The following is a 23,734-nucleotide window of genomic DNA, read 5'->3' as shown; positions in this document are numbered from 1 at the left end:
ACCTCCTAGCATATTAATTATACGTATATATAAAAATAAAAGCGTAGTAGGTGTCATATTATTCTCACTGAACCTTGAATATGATAAACCAGTATTTGTTATTATTTTATCTTATAAATAAAATTATGTCAAGTTTAGTTGATTTTATCATATTTTATTAATAAGCAATTACCTTATTATTATATCCTATCTTATTTTGTTTATACAACAAAAAAAAATCGCTGTAGAGCGATTTTTTTATTAATTATTCTTCAGCCTTTTCTGATGCAACCTTAACGTTATCTTGATTTATAGGTAAATCATATTTGCTTCTGATTTGATTTTCAATTTCTAAAGCTATTTCAGGATTTTCTCTTAAGTATTGCTTAGCATTTTCTCTACCTTGACCTAGTCTGATATCATTATAAGAGAACCAAGCTCCACTCTTTTGAACTATGCTTTCTTTAACGCCTACATCTACAATATTTCCAACTTTAGAAATACCTTCGTTGTACATAATATCAAATTCAGCTACCTTAAATGGAGGGGCAACCTTATTTTTCATTATTTTAACTCTAGTTCTATTACCTATTATTTCATCACCTTGTTTGATAGAATCTATTCTTCTAACATCCATTCTTATTGAAGAATAAAATTTAAGCGCTCTACCACCTGTAGTTGTTTCTGGATTACCAAACATTACTCCAACTTTTTCTCTTAATTGATTAATGAATATTACAATACAGTTTGACTTATTAATTGTACCTGTTAATTTTCTTAAAGCTTGAGACATTAATCTTGCTTGAAGACCAACGTGAGAATCACCCATTTCTCCCTCAATTTCAGCTCTAGGCACTAAAGCAGCAACAGAGTCAACTACTACAACATCAATAGCACCTGAACGAACTAATGCTTCTGTAATTTCTAATCCTTGCTCACCAGTATCTGGTTGAGAAACGATTAGATTTTCAGTATCAACTCCAACATTTCTTGCATAACTAGGATCCAAAGCATGTTCAGCATCGATAAACGCTACTGCTCCTCCTCTTTTTTGAGCTTCAGCTGAAATATGTAATGCTACTGTTGTTTTACCAGAACTTTCTGGTCCGTATATCTCAATTATTCTTCCTCTAGGTACACCGCCAATTCCTAAAGCTATATCTAAATCTAGAGAACCAGTAGAAATAGCATCAACATTTAGTGAGCTATGTTCTCCTAATTTCATTATTGAACCTTTACCAAATTGTTTTTCTATCTGTCCCATTGCATTTTCGATAGCTTTCATTTTATCCATATCGATATTTGCCATTAACTTCACCCTTTCTCGAACATTTGTTCCATGAATAAATTATAAACAAAATAGTTCTGTTAGTCAATAAAAATATAATAGTTTTTACTATACGTTAAAAGTTCCATCTAAACAATACATAGAAGGAACTTTCTTAAGTATAACCTATTTTTAATATTTTAAACTATTTATTTGTTGAAATTGCACCTTTATTTTTTATAAAGTAGTCAATTCCAGAAATTATAGTCATAGCTACTGCTATAAATAATGCTATTTTTGGAGCATATGCAAAGAAGTTATTTAAAAATGCACTTGCTTCAAATGAACTATTTAATGATTGTATTGATTCAATATTAAATTGTAACAATAATAGTAAAATAGCTATTATTTGAGTAACTGTCTTAATTTTTCCCCACCAGCTGGCAGCTATTACAATACCTTCTGAAGCAGCGACAGTTCTAAGTCCAGATACAGCAAATTCTCTTGCAATTATTATTACTGCAGCCCAGCTAGGTATTAAATGTAATTCAACTAGTGAAATTAATGCAGCTGTAACTAATAATTTATCAGCTAATGGATCCATAAACTTACCGAAGTTAGTTATTTGGTTTCTACTTCTTGCTATATATCCATCCAGCTGATCAGTTAATGAAGCTATTATAAATATTAATGTAGCTATTATTGAACCATAAGGAATTCCTTTCCCAATTAAAAAAATTAAGAATACAGGAACTAAAATAACTCTTAACAAAGTTAATTTATTTGCTAGATTCATTCCAAACATCTCCCACCAAATCATATTCCATAATATTTGTTATCTTGACTTTAATTATATCACCTTTTTTAAGCACTTTCCCCTTAGTAATATAAATTAAGCCATCTATTTCTGGAGCCATTTCATAATTTCTTCCTATGTAATATTCTCCAGTACTGCCATCTATAATAGTATCATATATATTTCCAATTTTCAATTTATTTAAATCTTTAACAATACCTCTTTGAATATTCATAAGCTTTTCTTTTCTTTTGATTTTAACATCTTCATCTACTTGATTTGGTAATTTAGCAGCAGCTGTTCCTTCTTCTTGTGAATAAGTAAATACGCCTACGTTATCAAGCTTGTAATTCTTTAAGAATCTACATAGCTCATTAAAATCTTCTTCAGTTTCACCAGGGAATCCAACAATTAATGATGTTCGTAAAGTTATACCAGGTACTTTTTCACGTAATAAATTAATTTTGCCAATGATAGTTTCTTTATTAGTCTTTCTCGCCATCATTTTTAAGATATTATTGCTTATGTGTTGAATTGGTAAATCTAGGTATTTCATAACTTTTGGATTATTAGCTATAACTTCTATTAATTCATCAGTTATTTCTTCAGGATAACAATAAAGAAGTCTTATCCATTCTAGTCCTTTTATATTAGATATTTCATTTATTAAAACATGTAACTCATTCTTCCCATATAAATCTTCACCATAGTTAGTTAAATCTTGAGCAATTAATATTATTTCCTTAACGCCTTGATTTACTAATGAAGTTGCCTCCGCTAATATGGATTCTTTGCTTCTACTTCTAAATTTCCCTCTTATTTTAGGAATTATACAGTAAGTGCAGAAATTATTGCATCCTTCAGCAATTCTAAGATAAGCAGTGTGTGAATTTGTAGTTAATATTCTTTCTCCCTCATTTACTCCTTCATCCTTATAAGTAGTTGATGAAACTCTTTGTTCTGTCTTTATAAAATCAACAATAAGCTTGTGTAGCTTCATGTAGTCATTAACACCCATTAATATATCAATTTCTGGAATTAATTCTAAAAGCTCATCACCATATCTTTGAGTTAAACATCCTGTTGCAATAATCATTTTGCATTTGTGTGTTTTTTTGTATTCTGCCATTTCTAAGATGGTATCAATTGATTCCTGTTTAGCACTTTCAATAAATCCACAAGTATTAATTATTATTATTTCAGCTTCTTTAGGATTATTTGTTATTTCATAAAACTTATTGATTGAACCTAATATTAATTCAGAATCAACTCTATTTTTATCACAGCCAAGGCTGACCATTCCTACTTTAAACTTACTCAAACTTCTTTTCCTCCTAAGTGTTTTGTATTTAACCATAACTTATTTTAATTGAACACAGATATATTTACAAGTATTTTGTATTACTGTTCATTATAAATTTCATCTTTTGCTATAAGCACTTGTCTTGGCTTACTACCATCTCTTTCAGAAATTATACCCTTAGCCTCAAGCTCTTCCATAATCCTTGAAGCTCTATTAAATCCAATTCTAAGCTTTCTTTGTATAAAGGACGTAGATGCCTGTTGGTATTCAACTACAAGCTTAATTGCTTCATCTAAAAGTTCATCATTTTCTTCGCTATCACCACTGTGACTGCTAGAGGATAAGTTTTCATTATTAATATGTTCAATGATTTCCTCTCTATAATTTACTTCATCTTCACTACTTTTTATAAAGTCTACTACATTTTCCACTTCCTCTTCAGATATAAATGCCCCTTGTATTCTAAGTGGTTTATTAGCACCCATTGGAGAGTAAAGCATATCACCTCTTCCTAATAATTTCTCAGCACCTGTTTGATCAAGAATTGTTCTAGAGTCGACACCTGATGAAACAGCAAAAGATATTCTTGATGGAATATTAGCTTTTATTACACCTGTTATTACATCTACGGAAGGCCTTTGAGTAGCTATAATAAGATGTATACCTGCTGCTCTAGCTTTTTGTGCAAGTCTACATATGTAGTCTTCTACATCATTAGGGCATGTCATCATTAAGTCAGCAAGCTCATCTACAATTAGAACTATATAAGGAAGCTTTTCGCTTATAAAACCTTTATCAACTTGCTGGTTATAAGATTTTATGTTTTTAACTTTATATTTAGTAAATAGTTCATATCTTTTATCCATTTCATTTACAGCCCAATTTAAGGCACCTGCTGCTTTTTTAGGTTCTGTGACTACTGGAATTAGCAAGTGAGGAATTCCATTATAAATACTAAGTTCAACAACCTTAGGGTCAATCATCAATAGCTTTATTTCATCAGGTGAATATTTATATAAAAGACTCACTATAAGTGAATTGATGCATACAGACTTTCCAGAACCTGTAGCTCCTGCAATAAGCATATGAGGCATTTCACTTAAATCACCAACGATACATGTACCAGTGATATCCTTACCTAAAGCAAAAGAAATCTTCTTTGTGCTTTCTTGGAACTCCTTAGAATCAAGTACCTCTCTCAAGAATACTGGAGTTTGCTTTTTATTAGGTACTTCTATGCCTATAGCTGATTTACCTGGAATAGGTGCCTCCATTCTTACGGCACTAGCTGCAAGTCCTAAAGCAATATCATCCTGTAAATTTACAATTTTCGAAACTTTAACGCCTGGGCTAGGCTGGATTTCAAAGCGTGTTACCGATGGCCCTTTAGTAACCTGTAACACTTTTGCTTCTACACCAAAACTCATCAAGGTATCTTCCAATTTATTAGCATTATCAAAAAGATCTTGTTTGTCTTCATTTTTCATTTTAGATTTAGCATTATTATTCAATAAGTCCAGTTTTGGGTAAGTATAAATTTTAATAGAATTTTCTTTACTTGTATTAAGCATTGTATCAATTTCTTTAGTTACAACATTTTTTTCAGATTCAGTAATTCCTTTATTATGTTTAGTACTAGAATGCTTTATATTACTAAAAAGCTCTACATTATATTCATCAAGAGTATTATCTTCTTCAGATATATGGATATTTATTTCAGGTAATGTATCAACATTGTCCTTAATTTCAGAATTTCTCATAAAGTCTAATATCTTAATTTTATTATTGATATCTTTTATAAATTTATCTTCTGATGAATCATCAATTGCAATAGATGGTGAAGAAGCTTTTTTATTTGAAGATTTAAACTTTCTAATAGCTTTTTTTCTAGATTTAAATTTATTTACAATCTCCGTATATACTTCATATAATGTTATGTCCATTAATAACACAGAACTTATAATAGCAAAAGTTATATAAAATATATAGGCACCTAGAAATCCTACTAGCATTGATAAAGGATATGCGATAATATGGCATAGAAGGCCTCCATGGATATTAAATCCATCATAACTTAAAATATCTCTTAATGTATTAGAGAATCCTATAGAATCAACTGTTTGAATTTTAACAGTAGCAAAGAACAACCCAATTATTACATATATAACTGTTATACCTATAATCTTTCTTGCATATTTGATATTGCTCTTAAACTTTATAAGATTAATTCCAAAGTAAATTAGATATATAGGAAGTCCTAATGACAATATACCTATTAAATTAAAAATAATTTTCCTTGCAAAAATAGATAGAGCACCAGCAAAATTTGTATATATAGCCAGAGCTAATATTAAACCTAGACTAATTAAAATTATGCCTTTTATATCAGTTTTATTATTGGAATTTTCATTAGTATTTTTTTTATTCATTGGCTTTTTTTTATTTTTAGCCATTTTATCCCCCCTAGTAAATGTTAAATAAATTTAATAGATTAATTATATTATAGTATAAATTTAATTAAAATAGATTTATTAAAAAAAGAAATCCATAAATAAGGATTTCTTTTTTACTAATCTTTTTATTTAATTCCAATTAATTCATTAAGTTTGTTTAGTGCTTGAGTTATTCCTCCTACTTCATCAATAAGACCACATTCTACTGCTTGATTACCAATTAGAATTGTTCCTACATCATTTAGTAGTTCATCAGATCTTAACATCATTTGTTCAAGAGTTTCTTTATCAATATGTGAAGTACGTACAATAAAGTTATTTATACGTTCTTGCATTTTCTTAAAATAATTAAATGTTTGTGCTACACCAATAACAAATCCATTCATTCTTACAGGATGAACTATCATTGTAGCAGATGGTGTTATAAATGAATAATCTGCTGAAGTTGCAAGTGGTACTCCAATTGAATGTCCTCCACCAATTACTATAGAAACAGTTGGTTTTGCAATAGACCTAATCATTTCTGCAATAGCAAGCCCTGCTTCAACATCTCCTCCTACAGTATTTAATACAATAAGTAGACCCTTTACATCATCATTTTGCTGTATGGATATTAATTGTGGTACTATATGTTCATATTTTGTTGTTTTTGTTTGTGGTGGAAGTACCATATGCCCTTCAATTTGCCCAATTATAGGTAGTACTTGCACACTTTGATTTTTATTATTAGTACCCAATTCTTTTATTTCTTCAATTCTTTCTGATTGAGGTTTCCAACTGGTAATAGGAGGAGTATTTTTTTCGTTTTTGTCATTTTCATCGCTAATTTCAGGATTTAATTCACTTATATGTTTCTTTTCCTCAAAAGTTTCGTTCATAGTTAATGTCCTTTCTAACAAGTATTTTATTTTCTTATATCTACTACTACAGCATATTTAACAAAGCCATTTTTATAATTTCCTTTAACAATAAGCACATATTTTCCCTCTAAATCTGGAACTTTAATGCAGCCTCTTTTGACAGTTAAGGCTTTATTATCTAAATTCCATATTGAAACTGTGACATTTTTAGGTACAGTACTAAACTCAAAGTTAATGTTCTCATTAGCTCTGACTTTTAAAGATGATTTTTTAAGGAGTTTTTCATAATCAGTGATAATATCTTTTGCTATTATTTTCTCAGAGTTATTTTCAACTTCTATAAAGCTATATGAGCAAAGATATTTTTCTGAATGCTTACCTCTAAGTCTAACTATTAATGATGGAATTACTTCCTGCTCTTTGTTTTTTTCAACTTTTTCATGATTTTTTTTATCATCATTATTTTCTTCAGCAGACTCATCAATTAATTCACCTTGTTCAATTTTTTTTGCCTTAATTTCCTCTAATCTTTGCTGTTCAATCTGTTTCCTTTTCTCTTTTAACTCTTTCATTAAATCATCTAATTTAGGATAAGGAAAATCTTCATCATTTTCACTTGTTCTAGAATAATCAAATTCTTTGTATGCCATAGGTATTTTAAAAGGAATTAGTAAACTTACTATCATTATAATTAATAATATTTTTTTCAACTAAAACCCTCCAACAAATTAATTACAATAATATGTTGCCCCTTTACATAAAAAAAATTATTAAATTTTAAAAAAGAAGTATTGAAAAAAATTTCAATACTCCAACTCTAATGACTATTACCAGCAGCAACCACCAAATAGGAAGATAAGAATTATCCACCACCAGCAGCCACAACCACCAGCTCCGCCATAGCCACCTCCAAAGCCGTTGCCAAATCCTCCACAACCACAGTTTCCGCCGTATCCGCCATATCCGCATCCGTAATTATTACAACCGCAAGGATTATAACATTGATTACAACAAGGAGTACAGCATGTATTGCAAGGTTTACAACAACACTCGTAGCATTTACAAGATTTTTTGCTACTTGACAAGTTAATCATCTCCTATCTTTAGTTCTATAATATATTCTATTCTTAACTTAGTATTTAGGTTCAAAATATGTTTATTAAAAATTGAATAATTAGACTTTGATATCTATATTTGATACTATTAATATATACAAGAGATATTTGAAAGGATGAACGAAAAATGAGCAATAATAGAAATCGTCTTGTTGCACCAAGAAATGTTGTTAATACAAAAATGTTATATACATTTTATATACTAAAAGAATTAGCTAAAGGAGAAACTATATTTGGTAATAAAATATTAGAGGTATTTCGTAATAAATTTCAAAATGCTGAGAGACCTTTTCCTGTTTCATCAAGTACCATATATGAAACATTATATGATTTAGAACTTAAAGGCTATGTAACAAGCCATTGGATAGGTGATGAAGCTATGAATAAACGAAGTAAAAAAGTATATGCCATTACAGATGAAGGCGTAGAATTTTATAAAAATCATATAGCTGATTATGTTGATAATTTAAAGAAGACAAAATCCACATTAGATTTAATGATAGAAATGCTTGTATGATTAGTAACATTTTATAAATATTTCTATATATTATATCATTAAAATATTTATAATATATAGAAAGGAGTCACCAAATGATAGAAATTAATGAACTAGAAAATCACAAATCATTGATTTATTTTCCTAATAAAAGATTAAAAGTAAAAAAATTTGTTAAAATTTCAAACAGTATATTTTTATATTATTCTAAATTAGAACTAAAAGATTTTTCTAAGATGAGTGTAATATTACAAAATATTAAAACTCGCCAAGAATATGAATGTAAATTTGATGTTACTGATGAGTATATTGAAATTTGTCTTGATACATTAACAGATTATTTTACTGACTATGAAGCTACAGTTTTTATAACTTTGCAAAAGGATACGATTCTGTACTACTATATTCCAGTAGTCACCTCTTGTGAACTTTCGGAGATAAAAAAGCAAACATACAGTAATAGCAATTATCAGTGGTTTATTCGAACTTCGCCTAATGGTGAATTGCGCTTATCATGTTATAAACTTATAACAGCATAGTTAAAAACTAAAAGAGAATTCGCATTAGAATTCTCTTTTAGTTTTTAACTATAGAATATTATTTTATCTTCTATTTAATTTTATAATATGGACTCATATTATCAGTAAAAATACTCATAATAATTTTCATTTGGCTTGGACATATTTTTTTGAATTTTAATGCAACAAAATCGTTACTAGTTCTTATTACTTCACATTCAAATTTAGTTTTATTTAAATCAAGCATAATATTATCTTTAACTTTCAGAATATTTTCGTTAATATTATGTAATCTTACTCCAACTCCAATTTCAGATATATCAATTAGATTTCCTTGTATTGAACCATAATCATTACTTATTTCTACAACAATATTTTCAGTTATCATAATCCTTTCACTGGTTCTAAATATTGGTTTTTGATATGCTACATATAAAGAAACTCCAATACCTATGAAATTATATATACTCCATGCCATATTTAGTATATATGCTCCTACGCTTATATTATTATATATATATGACCTTGTAGATATTATCCATGATATTATAGTTACAATTATAATTAATATATGTGGTATAACTATCTTATAATGAAAATGTCTCTTGTTTTGTATAACTTCTTTTGATGTAATATTAAAATTAATTTTTAATCCAATAAGTTCTTTTAATATAGATAAACTCAAATGTGGTGACATAGCAATATCATAATAATGACTCCACTTTGCACTTCTTGTTTTAGGGGATAATACTTCAAAAATTAATATATTTCCTAATATAAAAGGAATATAAAACATTAATAGATTAATTAAGGATGAATCTATTATTAATCTTCCAGTAATAAGAAAAATGATTGGACATATCATATATATCATTTTTTGTAAATTTGAAAACCAATATACAGCACCATCAAAATAGGCTATTCTCTGTGAAAAACTTAATCCCTTCATAAATATAGGATTAAAATGCTTTAAAACTTGTAGATTCCCTCTACACCATCTGTCCCTCTGTTTAACTAATTCTTCAAAAGTAACAGCACTCAAACCTAATACTAATTCTTCATTTACAAAAATAGAATCATATCCTTTAGCTTGCAACATCATTCCAACTGCCATATCTTCTGTTATAGAATATGTTGGATATCCACCTATCTCATTTATATATTTTCTTCTAAATACAGCATTTGTACCAACATGTAAGACTGCATTATGAGCAGCTCTTGCTTCTTGAATATCTCTCATAAAAAAATCTTGCTCATTTGGTATATTTTTAGATAAATTATATTGGTACATATCTTTATTATAATAAACCTGTGGAGTTTGAACAAATGCTAAATGTTCATTGGAGAAATATCCAACTGTTTTAGATAAAAAACATTTTTTAGGAATCATATCTGCATCTAATACAACAAATAAATCTCCTTTTACAAATTTAAGTGCATTATTTATATTACCAGCTTTTGCACCAGCATTATCATTTCTTGTAATATAGTTTATATCATATTTATCACATAATTCTTTTAACTTTTGTCTTATACCATCATCACATATGTGTATTTTAAATTTGTTTTGTGGATAATGCAAATTTATACATGCTGCTATTGTTTTTTCTAATAAATATAGTGGTTCGTTATATGTACATATTAGAATATCTACAAATGGAATTTCCTCATTTTTATAAACATCCAATGTCTTAACTTCTAATTTATATTTTTTATAAAATAAATATTGAAAATTAAAAAATGCTATCAATCCTAAAAATTCAGCACTATAAAGCATTACACCAATTACAAAACTAAAAACACCACTATGAATTGGAATAACTGTTATTCTCCAGATTATATAAGTTATTGAAACAACAGTATTTACCAATATTATACCTTTTTTATAACTTAAATTAATTTTAGCTATAAAATAACTTATAACTAACAAAAAACACATTATAATTGTATACTTTTCCATACTACTCCTTTTCTACATTTAAAAAATATTTATTTTTATTTAAAAACTTTACAAAATAACCAAAACAATATACATTATACTTAAATAATATACTATATATCGACATTTTTCAATGTTTGAGTGCAAATGAATTAAGGAGAGTTTAATTATGCTATATATTTATGAATAAAAAATATAATAATGAAGATTTGAAAAAACTAATTATAAAGAATACTATAAAACAATAATCTTAAATAAGAAAGAGAATATTCTATGAAAAAAATAATTTTTGCAACTATACTTTTATTACTAACGTATATAATGAATTTTTATCCTTTACAAATAGCTTATGCTAAAGATAATACTATCAATGTAGGATTTTCAGAAGTGGACGGATTTTCAAAATTTATAGATGGTAAATATACTGGATATTTATATGAATATTTGATGGAAATATCAAAATTTACTGGATGGAAATATAATTTTATAGAATGTACACCAGATGAAATAACTACTAAATTAATGAATGGAGAAATTGATCTTGCTGGTGCAATGTTAAAAAATGATTTTACAGAAACACTATTCGATTTTCCTGAATATGATATAGGAGCATCTTATTATACCATTTCTGTACTAAAAAACAATACCACCATAGTTGAAACTGACTTTAAAACTTTAAACAATATTACTGTTGGAGTTGTAGAAGGATCATCAGCTATAGATAAATTCTATAAATTTTGTGAGAATAACAACATAAAAAATATAAAAATTATTGAATATGATAAAAATTCAGATAATTTATTACATACAGCTTTAAAAAATAAAGAAATTGATGCTATTTTAGCAAAGGACTTACTATTATCTAAAGATGAAAGAGTTGTAACAAAATTTGCATCAAGACCATACTATCTTGCTACTACAAAAGGAAATGATGCAATAATAAAAGAGCTTAATTATTCAATTTCACAAATAAGACAAATAAGTCCTAATTACAGTATATCTTTATACAATAAATATTTTCAAGTTGAGGATAACTATCATTTAAGTTTAACTCATGATGAAATGGAATTCTTAAAAAACATAAAAAAAATCAAAGCTGTATATGTTAATAACTTTGCTCCTCTTCAAAACTGGAATTCTAAAAATAAAAAACCTGAAGGAATTTCTATCGATATAGCTAATATTATTTCTAAAAAGTTAAATATAAATATAGAGCTTCAAGTAGTTGATAGCTTTGAAGAAGCACTTAATTTTATTAAAGAACACAAAGCAGATATTTTGATTGGAATCCCTAATAATTACAGTTTCATGGATGAATACAACTTATATATGACAAAATCATATATTTCATCCCCTATTTTTAAAATAGAAAATAAATTAACTGTAAATGCTGATGAATCTGATAAAATATTAGCACTACCTAAAAAGTATTTATATGATTTAGATATATCTATAGAAAATATTGATAGTAGCAAAATTATTTACTACGATAATATTGAAGATTGTATAAATGCAGTAAACAAAGGAACTGCTGATTATACCTATGGTGATTTATATAGTATAGAATCTAATACAAGAGAAAAATATTATAAAAACATATCTGTTATATATAAAAATAAATTAAATAATGATTTATGTATTGGATTATCAAATAATAATGATGTACTACTTTTAAGAATTATAAATAAAATTATAAATAGTATTTCTGCTGAAGAGTTAAATACTATTGTTTATAAAAACACATTATATACTAAAAACAAAATCACCTTACAATCATTTATATATTCAAATTATATTGAAGTGATGATATTTATAATATCAATATTAGTTATAACATCTTTATCAACCTATATAATTATGAAAATTAGATTACAAAATAAAAATAAACAAAATAGCCTTTTAAAGGAGAAAAGCGAAACAGATTCATTAACAGGAATATTTAATCGTGGAGCATGTAAAGAGCTAGTAAGTAATTATATTGAGAATAAATCTAATGACTTATATGGTGCATTTTTTATTATAGATATAGATAATTTTAAAGGTGTAAATGATAATTTAGGTCATAAAATTGGTGATGATGTACTAAAGGATTTAGCTGACAATTTAAAACGTCTATTTAGAAAAAGTGATATAGTTGGTCGTTGGGGTGGTGATGAATTTATAGTGTTTATGAAGGATTTAGATTTTAGTAATTTGCATGTTGCATCTAAAATTGCAACTAACTTATGTAATACTATGAATAAGACTGTAACTTATAATGATATTAGCCAAAATATATCATTGAGCATAGGAATTGTATTTACTAAAGATAATATAAATTTTACTGAACTATATCAAAAAGCAGATGAAATCTTATATACTGTAAAAGAAAATGGAAAAAACGGCTTTTCAACTAATATACTAAACAATTAATTTTTTAAACATAAGAGCAGATAGTTTTGTAGAATATAAAAACTATCTGCGAGACTATAGATAATTTTGTGTAATATAGTTTCTTATAAATCAAATATTACTGGTAATTTTGATTTCCAGTAATATTTTTTATTATCTAGAAATACTAATGTTGATGTCATTTTTTCTTGTCATAAAAAATCCTCTTAAAATTTATATAGTATATTATTCCAAAACTACCAACTAATCGTATAAAAAGACAGTAGGCAGATTTGTATTTTACACAAATCTATCTACCGTCCTCTTTGTTGTATAATAAAAATTGACTCTTTTTATATTAATTTTAGATTGAATATATTATTAAGATTTAACTTCTTAATTCTTAAATTAATTTCATCTTTATCAAGGGTATATAATCCAATATCTTGCATATGCTTAAAATATTCTGCACCAGCAAAAGTATATCTATTCTTTCTTCCATCTCTTGTTTTAGCCTTTTCATTAGCATATGAAATTATATCTCCAATGGCAATTGAAGTAGGTAATATAAGAAGAGGTACTCCTATAGCAAGTCTTACAGCATTATGTCCTGCTAAGCTTCCAGTGCATATGGCTTCAGTATGACCTACAAATAAGCCACTTTTTTCTCCTGCACAAAATAGATTATCAACTCCATCAACTTTAAGATCATTAGTCCTTGGAGCAACAGATAGATATCTTACGGAGTTTCCTTTGCTTCCAGCGTAAGGATCAATATATTTAGCATATTCTAATCCTATAATCTTTCTAAGCTTTTCTAGTGGATAATAAGTTGTCATTAGCTTTGCATGTGCAGTGTGTACAAAAGTGCAACTTTTGCAACATTATTTTCAGTAATAAAGTTTAATATTAATACTATTATACTACAAGATATGGAATTAGATACATTTGCTCAAAAATTAAGATATCTTAGACTTGAGAGAAATCTAAATCAACATGAATTTGCAAAACTCTTAAATCGTAGCTTTACTAGTGTATGTAATTTGGAACAAGGAAATCGAATCCCTAAAACAGAAACTATAAAAGAAATAGCTGAAGTTCTTAATGTTGATTATACATATTTCAAAGACCAGGAGTAATGAGCAATGGTCTTTGAAAATTTACAATGAAAAATATCATTGTCCACTTTATTTATTAATATATTTGCTAAACAGAACCCAAGTATTTAAGTTCTTGCCTAATACTTGGGTGAATTTCAGAAAGATTCTAATTATTTTATATAATTATTTTGAGTTGGATCCCAAGATATAAATTTATATAACGGCATTAATTTATCAAATTCATCAATTAGAAAATTTAATATCCTATTCGTTTCATTTTCCTTACTTTCCTTATCTTGCTCATTAGCAATATAAATAGTAAAACTTATTCCTTTATGAAAATAATCTATAATATCATTAATATACTCATCTGTATCTTCATAATAATTATCTCCTACATCTGAACATAAATATAATACATAATTATTATCTATAATATAATCTAATAAATTTTTAAACTCTTCTCTCCTAGAACTATTCTCAAATAATTTATTCACAAGGTTTTTTTGTTCTAACCATCCATAATACCCTAAATATAACGCAATATTCCATCCTTTTTCATTAATTGATAATTGCAGTTGAGTAACATAATGAAATGCCATATCATATTTCATAAATCCCTTATTATTTATGCTATACATTTGTAGTATTTTTACTAATTCTATAACATGCTCTTTTGATTTACCATATCCCATTCTAACGTAATCAACATATTCTCCATTTGCTTGTCTTAAAGGCCATACGACACTTGTTAAATATGCTTTTTGCTTATGTGAATGTAAGTCATTCTTTAACATGTAACTTTTTAAACCTTGTTCATCTAAAGCCCTTAACTTATTTACTACATATAGTCTATTTGCTATCACCTTATCATCAGTTTTTCTAGCTAATGAAGAATCAAATGCTTTAAAATCACTTTCTAAAAAGTACTTTCCCATAATATTCTCACTCCACTTTCAACTATATTCTTCTAAATATTAATTAGTAGCTTCTTTAATCAAGTCTAAACTTTGCTATTAAAAGACTATTTTAATTTATGTAATTTGTTCTAAATTCATTTTCAACTGATTAATAAAGGCTCGCTCACTAGTCTTTATCTTACACTTAAATTCATCGTAGTCTTTTGCAACGATTGGTATTTTCAATCCACATTTAATTATTTGAATGTCAGTTCTTGGTTCTACATTATCTTCATATGTCAATCCACAATTCAATTTTAACACTTTATTTTCTAATTTACCACTTTCAGGATACAAGTATAAACCTTTCTTAGCATCAAATCTAAACATATAAGCTAATACTTGAAGATAATCCTTATTTCCAATATTCCCTAATGGTTTATACTTAGCATCAGCAATTATCCGATTAGTAGCATTTTTACTAATAAAATCAGGATAAATAAGTCCAATATTACCATCAAACAATCGCTGTGCTCCTTTTCTTCTCTTATTCATTGGATGATAAAAATTATTCCCAATCAATGTATTAATATATTCTTCCCATAGCCATGAGCCATCAAAGAGAATACCATGAATTTTAGTAATTCCTGAACCAATTTGATGCTTCTCTTGCTGTAAAATCATTATACATAAACGTTGTAAATTCCTATACTCATGATAATACGCATGACTAATTGGTTTCTTTTTATTTTTAATTATGATTTTACCTCTATCATAATACTTATAATTATTTGTTACTTGAACTACCAATGAAACTTCATCTTTAGCTTTTCGTAACACATTATTTGCATATGGTTTCCTCTTAATGAACTCAATAGTATGTCTGATTAATTCCATTATATAGTTATCATAAGAAAATTCCCTTTGGTTATATGCAATTTTGCCCGTAAAAGGACTATTATCTCTAATATGACGAGCAATATCAACCGTTCCTTTAACATTCCAATCATTATATTGACTTTGTATATATGTTTTAAATAACCCCTTCCTCATCGCTAATTTTAAATAATATGGAAATAAAAATAACAACAAATTAAACACTCGGCTATCTTGGTTAGCATCTATATTTAAATCTAAAACATTAGGTATCTCCAATACATTTTCAATTAGATATTGAAAGAAATAATCATTTTCCTCACTTGAAAATCGTGATTTAATTATAAGACGTTCATTACCATATCCCAAAAACCCCATAACATTACTTGAACGATAACAATCATTAACACTTTGTAAAATTATCTGTTCTTTAGTGATATCCTCAGCGTCTTTTAAAAGTTCAGGAAAAACAAATACCCCTTCTTTTTCAAGCTGACCAAGTGTCTTATCTAAAACTTTTTCTGTTATGAGACTTACTTCATCAAAATCATATTTACTAATAGTTGTATTATCCTTAATCTTGAATTCCGTCATTCCCATCACCTACTTTAGGTAGTACATTCAGATAAGCCCTTTCAAATTTTTTCATAATAATATCTTCATCATACATCCCCCTCACATAATCTTGAAGTAAAGGCTTAAGATAATCACTCCACAGCTTGTCAAAATTTAAAGTTTTTAATTTTAAGAAATATGCTCCTCCAATATGATAATTTTCATTTAAATCTTCAACTTTTGCTATTTCATTATTTAGAGCAGTCATACGACGAATTGCTTCTTCTTTTTTCTCACCTAAAACATCTAACATTTCTAAACGTTCATCAGCCTTAATTTCAATAAATCTAAAACGACGACGCATGGCAAAGTCAAAACTATCAACAGAACGATCAATATCATTCATTGTACCAATGATATAAACATTATCTGGAATAAAAAACTTTTCATCAGGATTTTTATGTAAATTTGAATATTGAGTAGATACTTCACCAGCTACTCCACGATATCCAGGGTCTATAGAAAAAAATAACTCACCAAATATTTTAGAAATTTCACCACGATTAATTTCATCAATTATAAAAATATACTTTTTCAATTCTTCTTGCTTACTTATTGCATTAATATAGTTTTTCTTTGCCCTTGCTACAAATTTTTTAAATATACCATCTCGAAGTTCAAACCCTATAGAACCATCATTATTTACTTTAGGCCTTAAACCTTCTACAAAATCAGAGTAATCGTAACTCGGATGGAACTGAACAAATTCAATTTGCTTTTTTTGTTCATCTGTAAGTAACGTATAATTATCAAAGTAGCCATTACTAATGATATCAGCAGCAATCTCTTTTGCTAAATATGATTTACCCGTCCCTGGTGCTCCACGTAAAATAATATTCTTAGATTCTATTAATTGATTAGAATATGGATTCATATAACCATTAGACTCTATTACATCATCTTTATCTGTCAATTTTTCATTTACAAGTTGATCAACTTCTTTTTTGTCTTTTTCACGATACGTAAGAACAAATTGATCGCCTTCTTTCCCAAAACGCTTTAAGCATTCTTTAACAAATATAATAGTTGAAAAGATATTCCAACAATAACTAACAAGTAGTTTTTCATCCCCATACTTATATCTGAAATATTCAATTGAATTTCTATATTTCTTGAATTCTTCAACGCTAGAAAAAATCCCTCGAATTAATTCCGACTCTGGAGTATATTGACAAATAGGAAAGTTTACTTTTTCCTCTTCAGATAAAGCTACTAGAGACTCTTCAAAAATCTGACAAGCCAATCGTGGCATTGTTTGATTAGAGCTCTTTTTTTCACCTTTAGTGTACTTTCGCCTAATTATTTCACCTGAAGAATTCTTAAAATATGTATCTAGTGGTTTATAGTTATCTCCAAGTCCAAGATTGTCCATTGTAAAACGTTCATCACTTGATATAACTTCATTAGCAGTAATTATTAATGTAAACTTTTCTTGTCTTGTTTCTATCACAAAATCCAATCCCATTAATATATTCCTAGCTTCTATATCATTAAATTCTTCATTTGAAATATCTACGTTATTAACCAGATGATTTGCCACAGAAATTACATATTTAGCTGGGTACTTTTTGCCTGAATCAAAAGCAAATTCATATTTTGCACTTTTATTTTTATCTGGAATACCATTCTTATCAATATATTTAACTGCATCAAGTATATTCTGTTTCGTAAAATTATTTGAATTAGCCATGTTTATACCGCCCTTAATTTGTTTTATCTAAAAATTAGTAAATATATTATATCACATATTAAGGTTACTTAAATAATTTAATAACACTATTTTTCTTTTATTCTCTTAAATAACAAAAGGCTTATGTACCTTAATACATAAACCTTTTCTACACTTTAGTTTTACTTTAACCTTAATTTCTGTCCAACATTAATTAAATCTCTATTTGCTATATTATTTAGTGCTACCAGCCTTTCTACAGTAGTGTTGAATCTTTTACTTATTCCCCATAATGTATCTCCATATTTAACAATATAATACTCTTCATCATTAGTACTAGGTTGTTGATCTTCTGATATAGCAAGAGCTGTACATATTCCTTTGTACATTGCAGCTGCGGTCTTTTCTGGATTATAGTTTGCCATATCCAAGCTACTGTCAACAAAGGCACATTCAACAATTAATGCAGGCATTGAAGTATTATTAATAACATATAGGTCCCTTCTATCCTTTACACCTCTGTTTTTAAGTCCAAGTGACGCTAATTCATTTAAGATATCTTCTCCTACCTTTGTTGATAATCCATCTTGGTAGTTATCTTTAATACATAAAACCTCTGCTCCATATCCACCAGGGCATGCATTATGATGTATTGATACAAACAATGTTGCACCGCAGTTATTTGCTGTAATTACTCTTTGGTACAATGAATCATTAAGGCTTTTAGCAGTATTAGGCGTACAATTCACAACCTTAATCCCTCTTTCCCTAAGCTTACTTATTAAAGCATTTCCAACTAACCTATTTAGATCATCCTCCCTACGTATTCCCACTGCTCCTGTATCATAAGGAACATTATGTCCAATGTCTATTGCTAATATAATTTCTTTCATGAAATTTCACCTCCAATTAAAATATATGTCTTAAAACCATATATACTAAGAAAGGGGGTAATTTTTTATGAATTTTAATTATATAGAATCTTTAGTTGCTAAAGCTAAAAATGGAGATGTATCATCTAAGGAAATTATTTTCAAAGAATTTAGACCTATGATATTAAATATCTCAAAAAGAACCTTTGTCCATGGATATGACTTTTCTGATATAGAGCATGAATGTTTATGCTACATTACTAAAATGCATCAAGATTTATGACTTAGATAAAAAGAGATTTGTTGCTTATGCTACCATGGCAATTAAAAACAACATTAATTATCTAATAAAAAAGACTTGTAATAGAAGCTCATGTGAAGGCTCTGAGGCATTAATATTAAATGGAACCTTGGAGCATATCCTAACATCAAATAATGAACCAGTAGATGTACAAGTTACTGACAGTATCCTAGCAAAAAACCTTTATAAATATATAGACAAATTACCACAGCAGCATAAGGATATACTTAATTTTACACTTATAAATAATGGATCTCTTAAGGAATACTCAAAAAATAATAACATTAATTATACTACAACGGTAAACATTAAAAATAGGGCAATAAATCAATTAAGAAAAGAAATTCTAACATGAAAAAAGTTATAGTAGAACCCACCTACTATAACTTTTCTTTTTATATATTAAGTTAATTAATATAGCTTTTTATAGATCACAAAATAATTTTAATGTTGCAATATTATGAGTTGATATATTTTCCTGATGATCTACTAGCATAGCTCTTAAATCATCAGTACAAACCCACTTTAAATTACCTTTGTTGCAATAATTTGCACTGTTTACTTCACATAAAATAGTACTAGAGATAATTAAATTGTTATCATTATAGTTTTGGCTGACACAAAAGGGCTTAAATACCGTAAATATTTGTTCTTCATAGCTTAATTCATTACATTTATTTTCACCAAATATCTTTGTTACTTCAAACCCATTAGCTTTTAATTTGCATCTTAAGTATTCATATACATTTTCACTTTCTTTAATAACTCCACCAGGTAATTCAAATATACTCTCATTAGTATGTTTATTTTTATTCTCTTGTAGCAATATGTACTCTTTATCCTCTGTACACATTAAAGCTATAGTATTTACAACAAATTTAACACTCTTTTCTTTCTTTGTAAGAACAATACTTCTAGGTATATCTACTCCAGTTGTAATATGACCTTCAGCCTTTAACTTTTTAATATGAGCATGTACTGCTGCTGTTGATTTAATATTAGCTAGCTTACATATTTCCCTAATTGTTGGTGAATACCCATTTTTCTTAATAAAAGTTTTTATAATCTCTAAAATCTCCTTTTGCTTTTCACTCACACTATATTCCCCATTCTTTATCCCATAATATAATTATACAGAACATATATTCGATTGTAAATTAAAAAGAAACCAAAAATATTAATATTTCACCACTATACCTGTAATAATAGATAATGATTAACTTCAATATTGCAAGATCGTTTCATCCATATATTCATTACAACTAATTACCTTTATTCATGATTTTGATCAAATGAAACCTTAATAATTAATTCACTTATCTATAATTTCTAACCACTCTTTCTTCTTTAAATTTTTAAATAATACAACTAATATTATTCTATAAATAGATAAAAGAATTAATTGTTAAGCTTGAATTTAAAAGGGAATTCCATTCCCTTAAACCTATGGGCTCAAATCATGTTAATTCTATCTAGTCACAAATAAGAGCCCTCAATTTATCATGACACTATTACAATTCTTATACTTAATTTATGTTCTTTAAATATTACGTAAACTGTGCTCCTATTTGCTTTTCTAAAAAGGAAATAATTATTCCGTAAACGAAAAATAATGTACAAGCCATTAAGGCTAGCACATTATTTTTCACTTACTCCATAATTAAGAAATTGCAGTCCATCTTTTTCAAAGTTGGACAGAGTGGAAACTTTACTTGGTAAAGTAATAAATAAAAATATATATTACTTATAATTAATTCTGCTATTTTAATTGTTATAATTCTTCATGGCTTTAATATAGTAAATACATTTCTTTATTGCACAGTGTATCTACTACCAATATTACCTTATTTACTATAACTGCTATATCCATATTAGATAATATTATTTTATATTTTTTGGGCCCTTAATCCAACACCTAAAAGAAGTGCATGTTATTACCTAGTATTTCTAAGCCTAAAAAGGTTTCTTAAAATGAACCGAATCCTTTTTACCCTAAGAAATTCTACAGATTAAACATTTCTCTTTCAGGTAACCGTTGGGGGCCAATGATCTTTTCCAGTAAAACTTTCATATCATGACCTACTAACTAATTCTTTTCTTTTAAGGCTTTTTGCTCATAATTTATTTTATTATCTTTTAACTATTTTTAATCTAAAACTTGCAACACACCTTGTCCTTGCTATAAAAAGTAGACAGGCAGCCTTGCTCCTCCACTTTTTGCAGCAGGGACACTTTTGGTAATATTTCCTTAGTTGCTAATTAGAGGACAGGAAGCCTTTCTAGTCCTCATTAGCACCAGTAAATATCACCAAAAGACGGTGCTAAGGGGGGACAGGCAATCAGCATTAACAAAAAAGTACAGGTAGCCTTACTAGTACCTTTTTGTCAATTGCTAGAAAGCTAGTCCCCCCTTCGCAATTACTTTTCACGTTGCAGTCCCACTGCTCATGGAACAGAGTGGAAATTTTTTTCAAAAATTAAAATATGAAAATTAATAATAATGTAAAATATCCTAATTACCTATTTTATCTCTAACAAAGTTTTCTATTTTTTCTGCACAATTTATGGCACTTATCATATCATTATCTGTAACATCTAATTTATATGGATACCTAACTTGTACTCCATATGGTACTAATTCAATACATTCATCTTCTATTATCTCGAAACTTTTATCTATAGCTTTACACTTATTGTTAAGTAATACTAAATCATGAGTTCTTTCAATCTTATTCCCAGCTTTAATAAGATAACCTTTCAAGTATTTTTCTGCACTTTGTTCACAATGATAACATATTATTTCTATAGGTCTTGGATGCATATTCATTAAGAATTTAGCTGATTCTAAATCTCTTTTAGCAAATTCAAACCATTCAGTATATATTTTATTATTATCCATAAAGCTTTACTCCTTGATGAAGTATTTGACTTTCTAATGTACAATTAGACTTAACTCTTTCATTGAATTCATCACTATAATAAATTAATAAATCTACTGGCATATTTTGAACTTTAGCTATAGCTTTTCTAATAAGCTTCATTATTTCAACTTTTCTTTTACTTTTATCATTAGTTACTATACATATATCAAGATCACTATCTTCAGTAGGCTCTCCATACGCATAAGAACCAAATAAATATATAGAACTTGCCCTAACCACTTGATTTATTTCTTTTAATAAACTTTCCAATTCAATCTTCACATTATATGGCATTACTTTCACCTACCTTAGTTTAACTCAATCTCTTTGTCTATATTATACACTATAATCCATCTATGTAGTCACTTTTTATTAACTACTAGTACTTTAAACTAAGAAATAAATTGAAATTTAACGTTCTCTATGAATATACATTCTTGTCATATTAGGTTCTCCATCTCCTTGAACCATACATAAAAATTCCCATCCGTATCTCTCATAAAAATTATTATGGTCTGTGATTAAATACAACGTGTCAACTCCCTTTAATTTCATAGCTGCAAAAAGTATACAGGCAACCTTGCTCCTCCACTTTTTGCAGCAGGGACACTTTCGGTAATATTTCCTTAGTTGCTAATTAGAGGACAGGAAGCCCTTCTAGTCCTCATTAACACCAGTAAATATCACCACAAGACGGTGCTAAGGGGGGGACAGGCAATCAGCATTAACAAAAAAGTACAGGTAGCCTTAGAGGGCACTGAAAAACTTAATGTTTTTCAAGTGCGGTTATCCACAAAGTAAAAAATAGTTAATGAAGCTGAAGCTTTTAGTTTCATTAACTATTTTTATTTAGTTATTTATATAATAACTAGGATATTTCTATCCTAATATCTTCAATATTCTTTTAATATTTACTGTAAATATTGCTAATGCCCCTTGAATTTCCATACCAATTAGACCTGAAGATGATGCTTTATCATATCCATGTCTATGTTTTAACTCACTATTTTTTGCTTCTATTTTATAACGCTCTTTAGACTTTTCTTTAAAATATTCGCTTTCTTGAAAAGCTATCTGCGATTTATGTATATCACTTTTTATAGTAACTGAATAAGTTTTACTCTTAGCTCCGTCTTTATAACAACCTTCTTTTTGTGGACAAATTTTACATTTTTCTATATCAAAATAATAAGTATCTGTTTGGTTTGTAGATATATTCTTTTTGCCCTGTCGTGCTTTACGAATAGCCATATGTCCTTCTTTACATACATACATTCCAGCATCTTTATTGAATTGGAACTCATCTTCTTTTTTTCTAAATCCTTGCGTTACAGAAGGATTTAACTTTGCTACAAGTTTTATATTATTTCTATTTGCAAACTCAA

23 protein-coding genes and 1 pseudogene are annotated in these 23,734 nt (G+C 27.7%); 6 read left to right on the top strand and 18 right to left on the bottom strand.

From position 1 onward, the window contains the following. Window positions 1–244 precede the first annotated feature (244 nt). The 7 genes from recA to H8R92_RS09780 form a co-directional block, all read right to left on the bottom strand. Window positions 245–1,288 (bottom strand): recombinase RecA, encoded by a 1,044-nt coding sequence (gene recA / locus H8R92_RS09810; RefSeq protein ID WP_022212495.1) that lies wholly within the window; start codon window positions 1,286–1,288, stop codon window positions 245–247. A gap of 163 nt (window positions 1,289–1,451) precedes the next feature. Beyond that, window positions 1,452–2,042, bottom strand: coding sequence for a CDP-diacylglycerol--glycerol-3-phosphate 3-phosphatidyltransferase (pgsA, locus tag H8R92_RS09805; RefSeq protein WP_022212496.1), 591 nt, complete (start codon window positions 2,040–2,042; stop codon window positions 1,452–1,454). Then, complete coding sequence (rimO, locus tag H8R92_RS09800) at window positions 2,026–3,363, bottom strand: 30S ribosomal protein S12 methylthiotransferase RimO (RefSeq protein WP_022212497.1); 1,338 nt, start codon at window positions 3,361–3,363, stop codon at window positions 2,026–2,028. Before rimO ends, pgsA begins: the two co-directional genes overlap by 17 nt. An 80-nt stretch (window positions 3,364–3,443) precedes the next feature. Continuing rightward, the gene (locus H8R92_RS09795; protein WP_186835338.1) at window positions 3,444–5,798 is read right to left on the bottom strand and encodes an FtsK/SpoIIIE family DNA translocase; all 2,355 of its coding nucleotides are present in this window, start codon (window positions 5,796–5,798) and stop codon (window positions 3,444–3,446) included. 125 nt (window positions 5,799–5,923) lie between these two features. Next, on the bottom strand, window positions 5,924–6,676 hold the full coding sequence (locus H8R92_RS09790; RefSeq protein WP_022212499.1) for a ClpP family protease: 753 nt from the start codon (window positions 6,674–6,676) through the stop codon (window positions 5,924–5,926). Window positions 6,677–6,702: 26 nt separating this feature from the next. Next, the gene (locus tag H8R92_RS09785) at window positions 6,703–7,368 is read right to left on the bottom strand and encodes a hypothetical protein (RefSeq protein ID WP_022212500.1); all 666 of its coding nucleotides are present in this window, start codon (window positions 7,366–7,368) and stop codon (window positions 6,703–6,705) included. Between the two features lie 117 nt (window positions 7,369–7,485). After that, on the bottom strand, window positions 7,486–7,743 hold the full coding sequence (locus H8R92_RS09780; protein ID WP_243166646.1) for a ground-like protein: 258 nt from the start codon (window positions 7,741–7,743) through the stop codon (window positions 7,486–7,488). Window positions 7,744–7,900: 157 nt separating this feature from the next. On the opposite strand from H8R92_RS09780, the gene H8R92_RS09775 reads away from it, so the two are divergent. Beyond that, window positions 7,901–8,290: a PadR family transcriptional regulator gene (locus tag H8R92_RS09775; protein ID WP_022212501.1), complete on the top strand. Its 390-nt coding sequence runs from the start codon at window positions 7,901–7,903 to the stop codon at window positions 8,288–8,290. 74 nt (window positions 8,291–8,364) lie between these two features. Next, window positions 8,365–8,808: a hypothetical protein gene (locus tag H8R92_RS09770; RefSeq protein ID WP_022212502.1), complete on the top strand. Its 444-nt coding sequence runs from the start codon at window positions 8,365–8,367 to the stop codon at window positions 8,806–8,808. 70 nt (window positions 8,809–8,878) lie between these two features. On the opposite strand, the gene H8R92_RS09765 is transcribed toward H8R92_RS09770, so the two are convergent. Next, on the bottom strand, window positions 8,879–10,747 hold the full coding sequence (locus H8R92_RS09765) for a glycosyltransferase (protein ID WP_186835336.1): 1,869 nt from the start codon (window positions 10,745–10,747) through the stop codon (window positions 8,879–8,881). Window positions 10,748–10,999: 252 nt separating this feature from the next. Here H8R92_RS09765 and H8R92_RS09760 point away from each other — a divergent pair, with 252 nt between their 5' ends. Further along, a complete protein-coding gene (locus tag H8R92_RS09760) occupies window positions 11,000–13,138 on the top strand; it encodes a GGDEF domain-containing protein (RefSeq protein ID WP_186835335.1) in 2,139 nt (712 codons plus the stop codon). Between the two features lie 311 nt (window positions 13,139–13,449). On the opposite strand, the pseudogene H8R92_RS09755 reads toward H8R92_RS09760, so the two are convergent. After that, window positions 13,450–13,953: pseudogene (locus tag H8R92_RS09755) on the bottom strand (FAD-dependent oxidoreductase); the annotation flags it as partial. Here H8R92_RS09755 and H8R92_RS09750 point away from each other — a divergent pair. Next, complete coding sequence (locus tag H8R92_RS09750; protein ID WP_186835333.1) at window positions 13,954–14,235, top strand: helix-turn-helix domain-containing protein; 282 nt, start codon at window positions 13,954–13,956, stop codon at window positions 14,233–14,235. 131 nt (window positions 14,236–14,366) lie between these two features. Here the strand turns inward: H8R92_RS09750 and H8R92_RS09745 are convergent, their stop codons facing one another. From H8R92_RS09745 to H8R92_RS09730, 4 genes are all read right to left on the bottom strand, one after another. Beyond that, window positions 14,367–15,134: a hypothetical protein gene (locus H8R92_RS09745; protein WP_186835332.1), complete on the bottom strand. Its 768-nt coding sequence runs from the start codon at window positions 15,132–15,134 to the stop codon at window positions 14,367–14,369. Window positions 15,135–15,230: 96 nt separating this feature from the next. Then, window positions 15,231–16,565 (bottom strand): 5-methylcytosine restriction system specificity protein McrC, encoded by a 1,335-nt coding sequence (locus H8R92_RS09740; protein ID WP_186835331.1) that lies wholly within the window; start codon window positions 16,563–16,565, stop codon window positions 15,231–15,233. Continuing rightward, window positions 16,546–18,126, bottom strand: a complete 1,581-nt coding sequence (locus H8R92_RS09735) for an McrB family protein (RefSeq protein ID WP_303269773.1) — start codon at window positions 18,124–18,126, stop codon at window positions 16,546–16,548. The genes H8R92_RS09740 and H8R92_RS09735 overlap by 20 nt, the downstream gene beginning before the upstream one ends. A 311-nt stretch (window positions 18,127–18,437) precedes the next feature. After that, window positions 18,438–19,148, bottom strand: coding sequence for an N-acetylmuramoyl-L-alanine amidase (locus tag H8R92_RS09730; RefSeq protein ID WP_186835329.1), 711 nt, complete (start codon window positions 19,146–19,148; stop codon window positions 18,438–18,440). 67 nt (window positions 19,149–19,215) lie between these two features. On the opposite strand from H8R92_RS09730, the gene H8R92_RS13200 reads away from it, so the two are divergent. Together H8R92_RS13200 and H8R92_RS09725 are read left to right on the top strand one after the other, a co-directional pair. Further along, window positions 19,216–19,410, top strand: a complete 195-nt coding sequence (locus H8R92_RS13200) for a helix-turn-helix domain-containing protein (protein ID WP_243166645.1) — start codon at window positions 19,216–19,218, stop codon at window positions 19,408–19,410. Continuing rightward, window positions 19,367–19,783, top strand: a complete 417-nt coding sequence (locus H8R92_RS09725; RefSeq protein ID WP_243166644.1) for a sigma-70 RNA polymerase sigma factor region 4 domain-containing protein — start codon at window positions 19,367–19,369, stop codon at window positions 19,781–19,783. The genes H8R92_RS13200 and H8R92_RS09725 overlap by 44 nt, the downstream gene beginning before the upstream one ends. 69 nt (window positions 19,784–19,852) lie before the next feature. Here the strand turns inward: H8R92_RS09725 and H8R92_RS09720 are convergent, their stop codons facing one another. The 5 genes from H8R92_RS09720 to H8R92_RS09700 form a co-directional block, all read right to left on the bottom strand. After that, window positions 19,853–20,524: a LexA family protein gene (locus H8R92_RS09720; RefSeq protein ID WP_186835328.1), complete on the bottom strand. Its 672-nt coding sequence runs from the start codon at window positions 20,522–20,524 to the stop codon at window positions 19,853–19,855. 1,416 nt (window positions 20,525–21,940) lie between these two features. Next, window positions 21,941–22,327, bottom strand: coding sequence for a HEPN domain-containing protein (locus H8R92_RS09715; RefSeq protein ID WP_186835327.1), 387 nt, complete (start codon window positions 22,325–22,327; stop codon window positions 21,941–21,943). Then, complete coding sequence (locus H8R92_RS09710; protein WP_186835326.1) at window positions 22,320–22,631, bottom strand: nucleotidyltransferase domain-containing protein; 312 nt, start codon at window positions 22,629–22,631, stop codon at window positions 22,320–22,322. The genes H8R92_RS09715 and H8R92_RS09710 overlap by 8 nt, the downstream gene beginning before the upstream one ends. A gap of 129 nt (window positions 22,632–22,760) precedes the next feature. Beyond that, window positions 22,761–22,904 carry a hypothetical protein gene (locus H8R92_RS09705; RefSeq protein WP_366461483.1) on the bottom strand — a complete coding sequence of 48 codons (144 nt, stop codon included), beginning with the start codon at window positions 22,902–22,904 and terminating at the stop codon, window positions 22,761–22,763. A gap of 324 nt (window positions 22,905–23,228) precedes the next feature. Then, the coding region (locus H8R92_RS09700; protein ID WP_186835325.1) for a transposase at window positions 23,229–23,734 on the bottom strand (506 nt) is incomplete at its 5' end.

The organism is Clostridium lentum (assembly GCF_014287815.1).
In the GTDB taxonomy this organism is placed as follows: domain Bacteria; phylum Bacillota; class Clostridia; order Clostridiales; family Clostridiaceae; genus Clostridium; species Clostridium lentum.
This window is presented reverse-complemented; position numbering and strand designations above follow the sequence as displayed.